Origin of the sequence: Brevibacterium sanguinis (genome assembly GCF_039528855.1) — a bacterium.
GTDB classification, from domain to species: domain Bacteria; phylum Actinomycetota; class Actinomycetes; order Actinomycetales; family Brevibacteriaceae; genus Brevibacterium; species Brevibacterium sanguinis.
Window position 1 is genome coordinate 15,666 of the sequence record NZ_BAAAMB010000001.1, and the last position, 15,454, is coordinate 31,119.

The following is a 15,454-nucleotide window of genomic DNA, read 5'->3' on the forward strand; positions in this document are numbered from 1 at the left end:
GCATTCGGGCGACTGCGGGTACACGTGGTGCACCTACCGGGCATGAAGACTCCCGACCTGTCTGCCCCGCGTTCCCGTCACCGGCTGATCGCCGCCCTCGCCGCCCTCGTGGCGGTCCTGGTGCTGGCCGGTGTCGGCGTCTACGGCCTCCTCACCGGACCACCCACCGGCAGCATGGTTGAGACCGAGCCTGGACCAGGTATTACTGCCTCCAGCGATCCGGTGCCCGGTGATCCGGCCCCGACCGCGACACCGCGTCTGCCGACGGTGCGGGCCTCGGCTGATCCGGCGACCTTCGCCCGCAACGTCGCGACGGCGCTGTTCGCCTGGGACACGGCCAGCGGGTTCATGCCCCTGGACTACACCTCGGTCGTCCTCGCCGTCGGCGACCCCTCGGGTGCGGAGCAGGCCGGCCTTGCCTCCGACATCGCCACCTACCTGCCGAACCGGGACGCCTGGATCGAGCTGCGCCACTACGCCACCGCCCAGCACCTGACCATCGACGACACCTATGTGCCCGATGCCTGGGATGCGGCCCTCGAACAGGCACAACCCGGACAGCTCGCCGAGGGCACCATCGCCTACACGATCGAGGGCACCCGCCACCGCGAAGGGGTCTGGAACGACGAGACCGTCACCTCCGAGCATCCGGTGGCGTTCACCGTGTTCCTCGTCTGCGCACCGACCTACGACACCTGCCACCTGCTGCGGCTGTCCCAGCTCGACAACCCCCTCCGATAGGCCGGAGGTGCGCTCATGGTGAAGAAGCTCGCCCTCGCCGCTCTCGCGCTGGTGTTCCTGGCGCCGTCGCTGGTGCTGGTCGGGGTCGGGGTGGTGATGAACCCTGCCGCCTCGGCCTCCTGCACCGTGGCCGGCACAAGTGTCAGGGTCGGCGGCGTCCCTGACGAGCTGGAGGTCACCACCGCCAACGGCGAGACCTTCACGCTGAACAATCAGCAGCTCACGCATGCGGCGACGATCATCGAGACCGGGTCCGGCATTGACGGGGTGACCCGGGACGGGCTGGTGATTGCGCTGATGGCGGCGCTGACCGAATCCACCCTGCGGATGCTGTCCAACACGAGCGTCTATCCGGAGTCGGCGGACTATCCCAACGACGGCGACGGTTCCGACCACGACTCCCTGGGGTTGTTCCAGATGCGCCCGCAGTCCGGGTGGGGCACCGTCGCCGAGCTGATGGACCCGACGTATCAGGCGCAGGCGTTCTTCGGCGGACCCACCGGCCCCAACCACCCCTCACCGCGTGGCCTGTTGGACATTCCCGGCTGGGAGCAGATGGACAAAGGCGAAGCCGCCCAAGCCGTCGAGGTGTCCGCCTACCCCGACCGGTACCGCAACCACGAGCCCGTCGCCGAGACCATCCTGACCACCCTCACCGGCACCACCACGACAGCCAGCGCGGGCGCCTCGACCGGCGACGCCACGGTTCCGGCCGTGCAGACTGTTGCTGCGGAGTCCTCGCGGGTGGTGTTCCCGGTGCCCGCGGGCACCTCGGTGCTGACCAGCGAGTACGGGCCGCGGGTCCATCCGATCTCCGGGGAGAGTTCGTTCCACACCGGCACCGACTTCGCAGCCCCGGACGGCACCCCGATCCTCGCTGCGGCCGATGGCACCGTCACCGTCGCCGAGTTCTCCGGCGGCTACGGCGGGCTCATCGTCATCGAACACACCCTCAACGGGCAGACCGTCGCGACCGCGTACGGGCACATGTGGGAGACCGGCATCCACGTCCAACCCGGCGACACCGTCACCGCCGGCCAGCACATCGGCGACATCGGCTCCTCCGGCAACAGCACCGGGCCGCATCTGCATTTCGAGGTCCGGACCGGCGGCACCGACGGCGAGCACACCGACCCCGCTGCCTGGCTCAACGCCCATGATGCCGCCGACCTGCCCGAACCCGAGACCGGCGCCCCGGCCGGCTGCGACCCCGACACCAGCACGCCGGGCGGGCAGCCCGACCCCCTCGACGGTGAGCCGGACCGCCTCGTCGACGACCCCACCAGCGACGGACAGATCACCGCTCGGATGCTGCACCTGTACCAGCAGGGCATCGCCGCCTTCCCCGACACGTCCTGGGCCTGCTACTCGCCCCGGCCTGGCACCCGCTCCGAACACCCGCTCGGTCGGGCCTGCGATCTGACCTTCGGCAACGCCATCGGCCAGCACCCCACACCGGCCCAGCTCGAAGCCGGCTGGGACATCACCAACTGGATGAAAGACCACGCCGAGACCCTCGGGGTCGAGTACCTGATCTGGCAGGGCAAGATCTGGTCCCTGGCCCGCGACGGCGAAGGTTGGCGCGACTACAGCGGCGGCGGCATGCACGACCCCGGCGACGTCACCGGCGGCCACTACGACCACCTCCATGTCACCGTTCGGTCCTAAGGTCCGAAGTTACATCTAATGTAAGATTCGTACCTTAGATGTAAGCCGGAATCACGCTGTTCCGCGGAACCAAAGCCGTCTCCAACCTAGCAGCGTCACCGCCGCCTGACCAGGGGTTTCGCTACTCATCTTACATCTGATGCATGATTCTTACATTTAATGTAAGGTCGTGGCATGGTGTTCTCAGACGATCAGGTACCCGGCACGGGGGTCTTGTCGTCTGGCAACGTGTCGCTTTTGCGGCCGGCGGAGCAGTTCTTCGATGAGATGGTGGCGGGCTGGTCGGCACAGCAGACCTCGCGGATGCTCGCGGTGCAAACCATCAAGACCAGGGCCTCGCAGGTACGCCGGTTCGCGGACTTCTGCAACGCCCCGCCGTGGGAGTGGTCACCGGCTGACGTGGAGGAATGGACAACCTCGCTCGTCTCCGGACCGCGGCCGCTGTCTGTGTCGACGGTGCGGGCCTATCAGAACTCCGTGGCGCTGTTCTGCGACTACCTGGTCGATCACCGCTACGGCTGGGTCGATCGCTGCGTCGATCTGTTCGACACGCATCCGGTGCAGGTCTGCCACGAGTGGAACACGGTCATCCATACCAGCGACCACGAGGCACGGCCGGACGTGCGACCGCTCTCGCGGGATGAGCTGCAGATGTTCTTCGACTACGCCGATGACCTGGTGGATCAGGCCCGCTCCTCCAAGCGCAAGGGATGGCTGACGCTGTTCCGCGACGCCACGCTGTTCAAGATGATCTATGCGTTCGGGTTGCGTCGGCGCGAGGCAGCGATGCTCGATCTGCCGGACTTCACCCGCAACCCGCAGGGCTGGGAGTTCGGCCGGTTCGGGGTCTGCAACGTCCGCTGGGGCAAAGCGATGCGCGGCTCGCAGCCGCGCCGCCGGGCGGTGCTGGCCGTGTTCGGGTGGACCCGGCCGGTGATCGAGGAGTACGTGAGCGAGGTTCGGCCTCGGTTCGACCTTGCCGACAAGACGATCCTGTGGCCGACCGAGCGACAAGGGCGCATCCGGCTCAAGCACATCGACGACCGGTTCGCCGAGTGGCGCGATGATCTCGGCCTGGACCCGTTGCTGCACCCGCACTGCTTGCGGCACTCGTATGTGACGCATCTGATCGAGGACGGCTACGACCCGTTGTTCGTCCAGCAGCAGGTCGGGCACCGCTGGGGCTCGACCACCGCCCTCTACACCGGGGTCTCCGGTGACTACCGCAACCGCACCCTGCGCCGCGCTCTCGACGGCGCGTTCACCCCACCGACAGCGATCGAGGGAGGATCACGATGACGAAGACCGTCGCCTATCACTGGCACCTACGCAAGGTGATGAACGAACACGGCATGCAGGTCACGACCGATCTGGTGCCGCTGCTGGCCGACCGGGGCGTGGTGATGACCTCCACCCAGGTCTACCGGATCGTGGTCGGCCAACCCGAGCGGCTGAACATGCAGTTCCTCGCCGCGCTCTGCGACATATTCGGCTGCACACCGGCCGACCTGATCGAGCCCTACGTCGAGTCGGCGTCGCGGCGGGGCCGCAAGACCGGCACCGCGGGTGCGGTCAAACCGCCGACGGGCGGGAGCAAGAACCGCCCGACCCGAGCGGTCATCACCCCTGCGGACGAATGACCGGCGCCGGTGGCGAACACGATCGTCCAGGGCATCTGCTTTCGCTGCGGCCGGCTGAAGTCTCTGCGCTGGAACCACACGCTGGATCGGGGTGAGTGCCGCGCCTGCCGCGCTCACCGGTCACCGATCGAGACCTGCACCGGATGCGGACGCCAGCGCAGGGTCAACGCCCGCACCGACGACGGCGGCGCGGTCTGCGTGACCTGCTATGCCCGCGACCATCACCCTGAGGATGCCTGCGACGAATGCGGCATGATCGGCCCGCTGGCGACCAGAGCTGGCGGGAAGCGACCCGGCGCGGCGAACCTCTGCGGTCGCTGCTATCGGAACCCGTGCCGGGTCTGCGGCGTCTGCGGCAGGCTCAAACGAGTCGCCTTGAAAGCCACCGCGACCAGCCCGGACGTCTGCCCGACCTGCTACCAAGCGCCCGTGATCGACTGCTCTATCTGCGGGCAGCAGGCTCTCGGGCGACGCACGACGAATCACGGCCGACCACGCTGTTTCGCTTGCCAAGCAGCCCAGCAGATCGACGCCGCTCTCACCGGCCCGGACGGGGTGATCCGGCCAGAACTGAAACCCGTCCGCGACGCCCTCACCGAGCTCGAACGACCCCGATCGCTGCTGACCAACTGGCACGATCTGGCATCCTTGCGTCTGCTGACCTCGATCGCCCGCGGCCAGGTCGACCTCAGTCACGACGCGCTCGATGCGCGGCCACAGATGTTCTCGGTGACCTATCTGCGCGCGATGCTCGTCGCCGCGGGCACCCTGCCGCCTCGTGATGAGAACGCCGCCCGACTGCACCGATACGCCGCAGACGTCGTCGCCGAGGTGAGCGATCCCGAGATGCGCGGCGTGCTCACCCGCTACGCCCGCTGGCACGTCGTCGGCCGCGCCAAGACCGACCGGCACGACCGGATCGCGCCGAACGCGGCCGCCCGCTGCCGGGGCGACATCGACACTGCCCGCGCGTTCCTCGACCATCTCAGCTCCAGCGGCTACGACCTCGATGACTGTCCGCAAGACCACCTTGACGCCTGGATTACCACCGACCGGAGCCGCCGCCTCGGGTTCGTCCGCTGGCTCAAACGAGGCGGCTACCTCCGGCACGTCTGGCTCCCTGAGCCGGTTCCGGCGAAAGACCCGGCCCACGACGTCGACCCCGAAGAACAGCTCGCCCTGGTTCGCCGGCTGCTACACGAGCCCGGTAGCGCCAGCATCGAAGACCGTGCCGCAGCCTGTCTGATCCTGCTCTACGCCCAGCCGGTCGCGAAGATCACCGCCCTGATCACCAGTGACATCGAGGTCCGCGATGGTGAAACCTACCTGCGTCTGGGCTCCGAGCCGGTGTTGCTCATCCCGCCGCTGGATGCGCTGGTGACCGCCTTGCCGGTCGCCAAGCCATTCGGGGCGGCGAGCAGGCTGGCTGATTCCCGGTGGCTGTTCACCGGCAAGAACGCCGGCACCCACTTGCATCCCGCCTCGCTCCTACGCCGGATGCACCAGCTCGGGGTGACTTCCAGAGCAAGCCGGAACACCGCCCTGCTGCATCTGGCCTCGACCACACCACCGGCGGTGTTCGCCTCACTGATCGGCGTCAGCAACGGCACCGCGACCCGCTGGGCCGGTCTCGCCGGAGCCTCCTGGAACCGTTACGCGACCCTGCCGCGCTGAACCCGTCTCAGCACGACGAGGCAGGGCCACCGTCGGTCAGGGCCTGCGGGTCGAGGGCGCTGCTGAGCATGGACAGGATCTCGGGCACGATTGCGTAATAGGCCCACTTGCCGCGCTGCTCGCGGGTGACCAGGCCGGCGTCGACGAGCTGCTTCATGTGATGCGAGACCGTGGGCTGGGAGAGCCCGACCGGTTCGGTCAGGTCGCACACGCACGCCTCCCCGCCGGACTGCGCCGCGATCATCGACAACAACCGGACCCGGGTCGGGTCACCGAGCGCCTTGAACATCCGCGCCAACCGCTGGGCATCCTCGACCGCGAGCACCCCGCCCGTGACCGGAGCACAGCACCCACCCGCATCGGCGGCGATCAGTGGCAGCGAAGTCGTCATGGCCCTGATCCTACGCCACGCATTGACAACTGTCGATGCATCGACGAACATCAATACGTAGATGACGAGTCCACCCGACCGAATGGAGCGCGCCATGAGTGAGAACACCGAGCTGCGCGAGCAGGTCCGCGCCCGCTACGCGCAGGCCGCGACCGCCGTGACCCGCGGCACCCGCAACGCCGACTTGCTGGCTGAGGAGACCCCCGCGGGCTCGTGCTGCACCAGCACGCCCGCCGTGGAGGAGGCCGATTCGGGTTCGTGTTGTGCTCCGACCGAGCGCAGCTTCGGCGCGGGCCTCTATGACGAGGCGACCGCCGCCGGCCTGCCCCTCGAAGCGATCGAGGCGAGCCTCGGCTGCGGCAACCCGACCGCGGTCGCTGAGCTGCATGAGGGTGAGCGGGTGCTCGACCTCGGCTCCGGCGGCGGCATCGACGTCCTCTTGTCGGCCCGCAGGGTCGGCCCGACCGGGTTCGCCTACGGCGTGGACATGACCGACGAGATGCTCGCGTTGGCCGAGAAGAACAAGACCGAAGCCGGGGCGGAGAACGTCGAGTTCCTCAAGGGCACCATCGAGGACGTGCCGCTGCCCGATGGGTCGGTGGATGTGGTGATCTCCAACTGCGTCATCAACCTGTCCACCGACAAGCCGGCGGTGCTCGCCGAGATGTTCCGCGTCCTCACCCCCGGTGGGCGGATCGGGGTCTCCGATGTCGTCGCCGAAGACCGCCTCACCCCCGAGCAGCGGGCCGAGCGCGGCTCCTACGTCGGCTGCATCGCCGGAGCCCTCTCCAAGACCGAGTACCTCGACGGGCTCGCCAAGGGTGGTTTCGCGGATGCGAGCGTGGAGTTCACCCACGAGGCCGCCGACGGGATGCACGCCGCGATCGTCCGCGCCACCAAGCCTGCCAACTGATCCCGAGCTGACGAGGAGACTGAGCAGCACGATGCCCGCACCCCAGAACATCACCAGCATCGCGACCCCGACGCAGGCCCCGGCCGCGAAGCGCCTGTCCACGTTGGACAAGTGGCTGCCGGCCTGGATCGGCCTGGCCATGATCGCGGGTCTCCTCCTGGGCCGGTTCGTGCCCGCCCTCTCGGACCTGCTTGCTCGGATGGAGGTCGGCGGGATCTCGGTGCCGATCGGCCTGGGACTGCTGGTGATGATGTACCCGGTGCTGGCGAAAGTCCGCTACGACAAGATCGCCGCCGTCACCGGAGACAAGCGCCTCCTCGTCTCGTCTCTGCTGCTGAATTGGCTGCTCGGCCCGGCGGTCATGTTCGCCCTCGCCTGGCTCTTCCTACCGGACCTGCCCGAATACCGCACGGGCCTCATCATCGTCGGCCTGGCCCGCTGCATCGCGATGGTCGTGATCTGGAACGACCTCGCATGCGGCGACCGGGAAGCCACCGCCGTGCTGGTCGCGATCAACTCCGTATTCCAAGTCGTGATGTTCTCGGTGCTCGGCTGGTTCTACCTCACCATCCTCCCCGGCTGGCTCGGCCTCGACACCCAAGGCCTGGACGTCTCGGTCGGGCAGATCGCCCTCAACGTCCTCGTCTTCCTCGGCGTGCCCCTGGTCGCGGGGTTCGCGACCCGCTGGATCGGCGAGAAACGCCGCGGCCGGGCCTGGTACGAAGAGCGCTTCATCCCGAAGATCGGGCCGTGGGCGCTGTATGGGCTGCTGTTCACGATCGTGCTGCTGTTCGCCCTCCAAGGCGACGCCATCACCTCCAACCCGCTCGACGTCGCCCGGATCGCTCTGCCGCTGCTGGTCTACTTCGCGCTCATGTGGTTCGCGGGCCTCCTGCTCGGCAAGGCACTGGGCCTCGGCTACGCCCGCTCGACCACGCTGGCGTTCACCGCGGCAGGCAACAACTTCGAGCTCGCCATCGCCGTCGCCATCGGCACCTTCGGCGCCACCAGCGGCCAAGCCCTCGCCGGGGTCGTCGGCCCGCTGATCGAGGTGCCCGTCCTCGTCGGCCTCGTCTACGTCTCCCTCTGGACCGCCAGAAGCTGGTTCCACACCAACCCCTACCAGACAGAAACCGAGGCATCATGACCACCCCGCAGCTCCCGATGGTCTTGTTCGTCTGCGTCCACAACGCCGGACGATCGCAGATGGCCGCCGCCTACCTCAATCGCATGGCGGCGGGTCGCATCGAGGTCCGTTCCGCCGGCTCCGAACCCGCCGACCAGCTCAACCCCGCCGTAGTCGAAGCTATGCGCGAGGTCGGGATCGACATCACCGCCGAACGCCCGAAGCTGCTCACCCCCGACGCGGTGAAGACCTCGGATGTGGTGATCACGATGGGGTGCGGGGATACCTGCCCGATCTTCCCCGGCAAGCGCTACGAGGACTGGCAGCTCGACGATCCTGCCGGGCAAGGACTCGACGCCGTGCGCACGATCCGCGACGACATCGAGAACCGCGTCCGCGCCCTCGTCGCTGAACTGACCTGACCCTGGGCCGCCCGGCGCACCTGCCGGGCATGGACCTCTCCCTCTTCACACATAGCCCCGGCCAGTCCTGGCCGGGGCTATTCCGTCATCTCCATCATCGGACCCTGCCGGTAGGGAGCTGAGCGGCATGGACGTGTTCCCCGACTTCGACGGCCTCGGCGGGATCGGCAACCTGCGCGAGGTGATCGGTGCGCTGTTCACCTTCGTCCTGGTGATCGCCGTGTTGATGCTGATCGTCTGCGCCCTCATCTGGGCCATTGCCGCCGCCAACGGCCACCACGCCGCCGCCACCAAGGCGCGCATCGGCGCGTGGACCGCGCTCGGTGCCGCGGTCCTGGCCGGCGGCGGGGTGGCGTGGCTGAACTGGCTCATCGACCTCGGCCAACAACTCTGAGGCCCTGCCCGCTCTCGAACTGGTTCCGTCACACGGAGCTGTAGGGGCGGGCGGTGCACCTGACCGACGAACCCATCCGCGTTCCCCGCCCTCCGGGGCGGGTCCGTTCGTCAGGAGACCCACCGTGTTCGACCTCATCACCACCGTCCTGGCCGCACCCGCACTGGTGCCGATGAACATCAACATCGACCCCAACGATTCCGGTCTTCCCGGCATCGCCCAGCTGCGCACCATCGTCGGCGCGGTCATGACCATCGGCCTGATCCTGTCCGTCCTCGCCCTGATCATCTCGGCGATCGTGTGGGGCTTCGGCGCCAACTCCTCCAACCCGCACCTGGCCGGCCGGGGCAAGGTGGGCGTCCTCGTCTCCTGCGGCGCCGCGGTGATCTGCGGCGCGTCGGTGACGCTGATCAACTTCTTCTGGAACGTCGGCCAGCAGGTCTGACCCCGCCCCCTCCATCAACTCGATCTGAGGAGTGATTGCGGTGGGTGTGTGCGATGTTCCCATCATCTCGACCGTGTGCGACACGGCCGGCGAAGCAGCAGCCTCGCTGGTGGCGGCGCCGTTCGACTGGCTCGCCCAAGCCATGGGTGCCGCCGCCGGCTGGTTGTTCGAAGCCGTCTGGACGGTTTTCGACACCACCACCCTCGTGGACGTCACGAGGCCCGAGTACGTGGCGGTCTACAACATCCTGTTCGGCATCGCGGTGTTCGTGATGCTGATCTTCTTCTGCCTCCAACTCATCACCGGTCTGATCCGCCGCGACCCCACCGCCCTGGGCAGGGCCGCGCTCGGGTTGGCGAAGTCCGTGCTCGGCAGCTTCGTCGTCATCACCCTGACCGCCCTCCTCCTGGAGATCGTGGATCAGCTGTGCGTCGGGATCATCCAGGCCGCCGGCGAGACCACCGAGTCGATGGGCGACAAGATCACCCTGCTGGCCGCGGGACTGGTCGGCATCAACATCGCCGCGCCCGGGGTGGGGGCGATCATCACGATCTTCCTCGCCGGCCTGGCCATCAGCGCGGCCGCCATCGTGTGGCTCTCCCTCCTCGTGCGCAAGGCACTGCTGCTGGTGGCGATCGTGCTCGCACCCCTGGCGTTCTCCGGCGCGTCGTGGGATGCCACGCGGGGGTGGATCGGCAAGTGGGCGATGTTCGTGATCGCGCTGATCTGCTCCAAGCTGGTCCTGGTCGTCATGTTCCTCGTCGCCGTCACCCAGGTGGCCGCGCCGATCGATGGCGACCTGTCCTCGGTCAGCGACCCGATCGCCGGGATCGTGCTGATGGCGATGGCCGCGTTCGCCCCCTACCTGACCTACAAGTTCCTGTCCTTTGTGGGCTTCGACATGTACCACGCGATCGGGTCCGAGCAGGATGCGAAGAGCGCCCTCAACCGGCCCATCCCGACACCGAGCAAACCGGCCGGCGACGGCCCACAGAAGGTCCTCGACGGAGGCAACAGCGGCAGCGGCGGTGGCAGCAGTGGCAGTGGGGGCGGCAACAGCAGCGGCGGTGGCAGTGGGAGCGGTGGGAAGACCCCGCCGCAGCCGAAGTCTCCGACATCCCAGGCTGCGGGGAGCACTGCCGGGGCAGGCGGAGGGAAAGCCGCCGCCGCAGGCGGCGGGTCCGCCGGCGCGAGCGGCACAGCCGGAGCTGGTGCAGGTGCCGGTGCCGGGGCTGCGGCGGCTGGTCCGGCCGCAGCGGCGGTGATCGCCGCGAAGGTCGCCAAGGACGCCGCCACCGCTGGCCCCAAGGCCGGCACAGCGCTCGGCCGCCAGGGCGAGACCGCCGCCGACGCCGCTGGGCAGTCCGGCAGCACCCCACCGCCATCGCAGGCACCCCCGCCATCGAGTCCCACACCGAAGCCGTCGTCCACGCCGGCACCGACGGCGCCGTCGACCGGTCCCTCGCAGCCGGAGCCGCGCCCGCCGAAGCCGCCGCCACCACCGGCGCCGAAGCCCACTGGGAAGGAGTGAGGCGGTCATGACCTCGAAGCAGAAAGAGCCCTCGACCGCGCTGGTGCCGGTCAAGTTCTCCCGCCTGACCCGCCGCGGTATCCTCCTCGGCCTCTCCCTATCCCAACTCATCACCCTCGCCACCGGTGTCCTCTCCGTCGTGGTCGCGCTGTATGCAGGCGGTGGCATCCTGCTGGCCTACACCGCGCCGGTCTGGGTGCTCGCCGCCGCCCTGACCTGGGTACCGGTTGCCGGGCGTCCGGCCGTGGAATGGCTGCCGGTCACGTTCTGGTGGCTGTGGCGTGCGACCGGCGGCCAGCTCCTGTACCGGCGCCGCCTCGTTGTCCCACGACCGGCCGGCACGCTTGCGCTGCCCGGTGACATGGCCCGACTGCGCGAATACACCGACCCCGACACCGGCGCCGGGATGGTCCACGACCCTCACCAGCAGACCCTGACCGTGGTGTGTGAGGTGACCCATCCCGCGTTCGTGCTGCTCGATCCCGGCGAGCAGGAACGCCGGGTCACCTCCTGGGGCCGGGTGCTGGCCACCGTGTGCCGCTCCGGGCGGATCGCGACCCTCCAGGTGCTGGAGCGCACCCTGCCAGACTCCGGCACCGGGCTGGCCGAATGGTGGGCGACCCACGGCACCGCCGACGACACGTGGGCCGCAACCACGTATGCCGAACTCATCGAGCGCGCCGGCCCCGCCGGGGAACGCCACGCCACCACCGTGTCCCTGAGCCTGGACATGAAGACCAGCGCGCGGCAGATCAGGACCGCCGGGGGCGGCATCCGGGGTGCTGCCGCCGTACTGCGCCAAGAGATGTCCACCCTCACCGCCGCCCTGCGCTCAGCCGACCTCACCCCATCGGGCTGGCTGAGTCCTGGGCAGATCGCCGTCATCCTGCGCGCCGCGTACGACCCGGCCATCGCCGCCACCTTGGCGCGCCACGGCGAACTCGGCCAGCAGCTCGCCACGGCCGGACCCGTGGCCGTCAACGAATCCTGGACGAGGCTGCGCACCGACTCCGCCCACCACGCCGTGCTGTGGATCAATGAGTGGCCCCGCTCGATGGTCTACCCCGGTTTCCTGTCCCCGGTGCTGCTGTCCACCGGCATCCAGCGCTCGTTCTCGCTGCTGTGCACGCCGATGCGTTCGGACCAGGCGGCCCGGGACATCCGCAAGAAGAAGGTCGAACACATCAGTGACGCCGCCCAACGCGCCAAGATCGGGCAGATCGAATACGCCGCCCACACCGCCGAATACCACGACGTCCTCCAGCAGGAAGCCGACCTGACCGCTGGCCACGGCGTGCTGCGCTACACCGGCCTCATCAGCGTCTCCGCACCCACCGTCGACGAACTCGACGCCGCCGTGGCAGCGATCGAACAGGCCGCCATCCAAGCCTCCTGCGAGACCCGGCTGCTGGTCGGCCAGCAGGCCGCGGCGTTCACCGCCGCCGCGCTGCCGCTGTGCCGCCACATCTGACCCAACTCACTGCGGGGCGGGACTCACAGCGGGGGCGGGCGTGCACCTGACAGGCGAACCCCGGATGCCGGGGTTTTCCGTTCTCGCCCCACAGGAGGCGCTCATGCCCACGTTCCATGACCCACTCAAAGATGCCGCCGAAGCATCCGAAGCGCTGCGCGGTCTCGCGCACGCCAGCCGGGTCTTCGACGATCCCGCCGACACGTACGCGGTGTTCGGTGACCTCGTGGCCAGCGTGCGGTCGCTGCGGCAGGTGCTCGACCAGCTCGCGAACACGCATCTGACCCACCGCGACCGTGCCCACGATGACGATGGCGATCACCTCGCAGGATCGGACAGCGTGTTCGCGGCCGCCGACGAGCTGCACCACGCCGGCACCCTGCTCGACCAGGCCCACGACCACCTCGATTCCGCGTTCTCCCATTCGGGGCGTATCGCCTGGCACGCCGAGCCAGCTATCTCGACCGAGGCGCCGACCGATACTGCCGAGCGGCGGTGGGTCTCCGTGGTGTTCCTCCAGGGCGAGGAGGCCGATCAGGTGCTGGCCCTGATCGACCGCGCCGGTACCGACACCGCGATCACCCACTTGGCCCAGTGGGACTTCGGGGAGGAGACCACCGGCGCCGCCATGGAGAACGGCTACGTCTACGACGCACCCCCGACCGGGGCACTGGACAGGGTCGTGACCGAGGGCGACTACGCCCTGACCTACAACCCGGCCATGGGGCACGTCAGCCTGCTCCGCCAGCACACCGTCCCACCCGATGCGGAACTGGACGACGCCGATGTGGTGCCCGCCCGTGAAGCCATCGCAGGCGTCGGTCCCCTCGACACGAGCACATCGCATTCCACCCGCACAGCGATGCGGGAGCGATCGCTGCGGACATCTCCCGCGACAGAGGAGGACTGGTTCGCCGGTCCCGCCCGCACGGCCGGGCCGGCAGGGCGGGGGCTGTCACTGTGAGCGCGCGCGAGACCGAGCGGCTGCACACCTCGGTGCTGGTCGCTCCGGCGAAGGAGCGACGCCGGCTGCGCAAGCAGCGCCGGGAGGCGGCCGCCCGCCTCCAGGCCGAGCAGCGCCGGACCGAGCAGGCAGCAGCGAAGGCCAAAGCCGACGCCGAGCGCGCCGAACGCCGTGCGACGCGGTATCTGCCTGCCGCGGGTGAACCCGGACCGGCAGCGCTGCGCACACCGGGCAGATTCCACCTCCCTCGGCACCAGGACACGTCGGCGACGTTGGCGGGCGCGTATCCGTTCGTCGCCGAGGGCGGTCTCGGCGCCGACGGGGTCTTCGTCGGCCAAGACCTCTACTCCGGCGGCTCCTTCGTCTACGACCCCTGGGTGCTCTATGCCCGTGGGGTCATTACCGCTCCTAACCTGGTCCTGGCCGGGATCGTCGGCTCCGGCAAATCGAGCTTGGCGAAGTCGCTCTACACGCGGTCGTTGCCGTTCGGGCGGCGCGTGTACGTGCCCGGCGATCCCAAGGGCGAACACACCCGGGTGGCCGAAGCGGTCGGCGGGCGAGCGATCGTCCTCGGCCACGGCCTGAACACCCGCCTCAACCCTCTCGACGAGGGTCACCGACCCTCCGGGTTCTCGGATGCGCAGTGGGCCACCACGGTCGCCTCTCGCCGCCGCGACCTCATCGGCGCGCTGGCAGAAACCGTCCTCACCCGAGGTCTGACGCCCTTGGAGCACACGGCGATCGACCTGGCGCTGTCCGAGACGGTGCGGGAGAACACCGTGCCGATCCTGCCGATGGTCGTCGACCGCATCCTCCAACCGAATGCGGAAGACGACGCGGACGGGCGGTTGGCCGAAGACGGCCGGCTCGTCGGCCACGCCCTGCGCCGCCTGGTGGCCGGTGACCTCGCCGGCTTGTTCGACGGACCCTCGACCGTGGCGTTCGATCCCGACCTGCCGATGATCTCGCTCGATCTGTCCCGCGTGACGGAGAACTCCACGCTCATGTCGGTGTTGATGACGTGCTCCTCGGCGTGGATGGAATCGGCCCTGCTGGACCCGGCCGGTGGGCAGCGGTGGGTGATCTACGACGAAGCCTGGCGGCTGATGTCCCATCCTGCCCTGCTGCGCCGGATGGATGCGCACTGGCGGCTGGCGCGGCATTACGGGATCGCGAACATGCTGATCTTCCACAAGCTCTCCGACCTCGACAACGTCGGCGACGCCGGCTCTGCCATGCGCTCCCTGGCCAACAGTCTCCTGGCCAATGCCGAGACCCGGATCGTCTACCGGCAGGAGTCCGATCAGCTCGGCTCCACCGCCCACGCCCTCGGGCTCACCGGCACCGAGCAGAAACTCCTCCCCTCCCTGGGGGTCGGGCAGGGGCTCTGGCGGATCAAAGACCGGGCTTTCGTCACCCAGCATCAGCTGCATCCGGCCGAGCTGGAACTGTTCGACACCAGCTCCCGGCTCACCTCGGGAGTGAAGTGATGACCCGCACACCCCCACACCGTGCGACCCCGCACAAGCCCGAGGAGACCCCGGTGGTGCTGCCTCACGTCGTCATCACCGTCACCGAGACCGGCGCCCTGCACGTCACCGTCGACGGCACCAACTTCCCTCCGCCATCGGAGGGAGAGACGTGGACGCGGAGCACCTTCGGAACCCTCCTGGACGCCATCACCGCCGACCGGACGATCACCGTGCGCATCGAGGTCCGCGAAACCGACGGGACCGTGTTCACCGACATCATCCGCGGCCGCCGCCGCACCTCGCCACCCGCCGATGCCGAACCAAGCGAGCCAGGCTCGGGGCGGGGGAAGCACACGACGAAGCCCCGCGGCCCCGCGCTGGCGGAGTTGACCGCAGACGGGTTCGTGCCCGGCGAGGACGTCGCCGTCGCGGTCATCGTCTCCCACACCGACGCGACCGGTACCGGGGACGCCCGCACCCTCCTCGACCTCGACCGCCTCCGGCCAGTCCTGCGCGACGGCACGGGTGAGGTCGTGTTGCTGGGCCGCGTCTCGGGGACCCTGCATGTGCGGCGGCTGCCGTGAGCGCACCGCCACGGCAGA

16 protein-coding genes are annotated in these 15,454 nt (G+C 69.0%); 15 read left to right on the top strand and 1 reads right to left on the bottom strand.

Annotated features, from left to right (window positions below):
• Positions 1-42 precede the first annotated feature (42 nt).
• From ABD154_RS00070 to ABD154_RS00090, 5 genes are all read left to right on the top strand, one after another.
• Positions 43-741, top strand: a complete 699-nt coding sequence (locus ABD154_RS00070) for a hypothetical protein (RefSeq protein WP_344249215.1) — start codon at positions 43-45, stop codon at positions 739-741.
• Between the two features lie 15 nt (positions 742-756).
• Complete coding sequence (locus ABD154_RS00075; RefSeq protein WP_344249217.1) at positions 757-2,409, top strand: M23 family metallopeptidase; 1,653 nt, start codon at positions 757-759, stop codon at positions 2,407-2,409.
• 174 nt (positions 2,410-2,583) lie between these two features.
• The gene (locus ABD154_RS00080; RefSeq protein ID WP_094429396.1) at positions 2,584-3,708 is read left to right on the top strand and encodes a tyrosine-type recombinase/integrase; all 1,125 of its coding nucleotides are present in this window, start codon (positions 2,584-2,586) and stop codon (positions 3,706-3,708) included.
• Positions 3,705-4,049 carry a helix-turn-helix domain-containing protein gene (locus ABD154_RS00085; protein WP_094364327.1) on the top strand — a complete coding sequence of 115 codons (345 nt, stop codon included), beginning with the start codon at positions 3,705-3,707 and terminating at the stop codon, positions 4,047-4,049. The genes ABD154_RS00080 and ABD154_RS00085 overlap by 4 nt, the downstream gene beginning before the upstream one ends.
• A 9-nt stretch (positions 4,050-4,058) precedes the next feature.
• Entirely contained in the window at positions 4,059-5,723 is a 1,665-nt protein-coding gene (locus ABD154_RS00090; RefSeq protein ID WP_344249224.1) for a hypothetical protein, read from the top strand.
• Between the two features lie 7 nt (positions 5,724-5,730).
• On the opposite strand, the gene ABD154_RS00095 is transcribed toward ABD154_RS00090, so the two are convergent.
• Complete coding sequence (locus ABD154_RS00095) at positions 5,731-6,114, bottom strand: ArsR/SmtB family transcription factor (protein WP_094429398.1); 384 nt, start codon at positions 6,112-6,114, stop codon at positions 5,731-5,733.
• 94 nt (positions 6,115-6,208) lie between these two features.
• Between ABD154_RS00095 and arsM the strand changes: the two genes are divergently transcribed.
• The 10 genes from arsM (at position 6,209) to ABD154_RS00145 (ending at position 15,436) form a co-directional block, all read left to right on the top strand.
• A complete protein-coding gene (gene arsM, locus ABD154_RS00100; protein ID WP_094364498.1) occupies positions 6,209-7,027 on the top strand; it encodes an arsenite methyltransferase in 819 nt (272 codons plus the stop codon).
• A gap of 31 nt (positions 7,028-7,058) precedes the next feature.
• On the top strand, positions 7,059-8,174 hold the full coding sequence (gene arsB, locus ABD154_RS00105) for an ACR3 family arsenite efflux transporter (RefSeq protein WP_094364330.1): 1,116 nt from the start codon (positions 7,059-7,061) through the stop codon (positions 8,172-8,174).
• Complete coding sequence (locus tag ABD154_RS00110; RefSeq protein WP_094364331.1) at positions 8,171-8,575, top strand: arsenate reductase ArsC; 405 nt, start codon at positions 8,171-8,173, stop codon at positions 8,573-8,575. Before arsB ends, ABD154_RS00110 begins: the two co-directional genes overlap by 4 nt.
• A gap of 127 nt (positions 8,576-8,702) precedes the next feature.
• On the top strand, positions 8,703-8,969 hold the full coding sequence (locus ABD154_RS00115; protein WP_344249230.1) for a DUF6112 family protein: 267 nt from the start codon (positions 8,703-8,705) through the stop codon (positions 8,967-8,969).
• Between the two features lie 124 nt (positions 8,970-9,093).
• Entirely contained in the window at positions 9,094-9,414 is a 321-nt protein-coding gene (locus ABD154_RS00120; RefSeq protein WP_193095653.1) for a DUF6112 family protein, read from the top strand.
• A gap of 40 nt (positions 9,415-9,454) precedes the next feature.
• Entirely contained in the window at positions 9,455-10,945 is a 1,491-nt protein-coding gene (locus tag ABD154_RS00125) for a conjugal transfer protein TrbL (RefSeq protein WP_344249566.1), read from the top strand.
• Between the two features lie 7 nt (positions 10,946-10,952).
• Positions 10,953-12,416, top strand: coding sequence for an SCO6880 family protein (locus ABD154_RS00130; protein WP_061228222.1), 1,464 nt, complete (start codon positions 10,953-10,955; stop codon positions 12,414-12,416).
• Positions 12,417-12,519: 103 nt separating this feature from the next.
• Positions 12,520-13,380, top strand: a complete 861-nt coding sequence (locus ABD154_RS00135) for a hypothetical protein (protein WP_061228221.1) — start codon at positions 12,520-12,522, stop codon at positions 13,378-13,380.
• On the top strand, positions 13,377-14,870 hold the full coding sequence (locus ABD154_RS00140) for a TraC family protein (RefSeq protein WP_061228220.1): 1,494 nt from the start codon (positions 13,377-13,379) through the stop codon (positions 14,868-14,870). The genes ABD154_RS00135 and ABD154_RS00140 overlap by 4 nt, the downstream gene beginning before the upstream one ends.
• Positions 14,870-15,436: a hypothetical protein gene (locus ABD154_RS00145; protein WP_061228219.1), complete on the top strand. Its 567-nt coding sequence runs from the start codon at positions 14,870-14,872 to the stop codon at positions 15,434-15,436. Before ABD154_RS00140 ends, ABD154_RS00145 begins: the two co-directional genes overlap by 1 nt.
• Positions 15,437-15,454 lie beyond the last annotated feature (18 nt).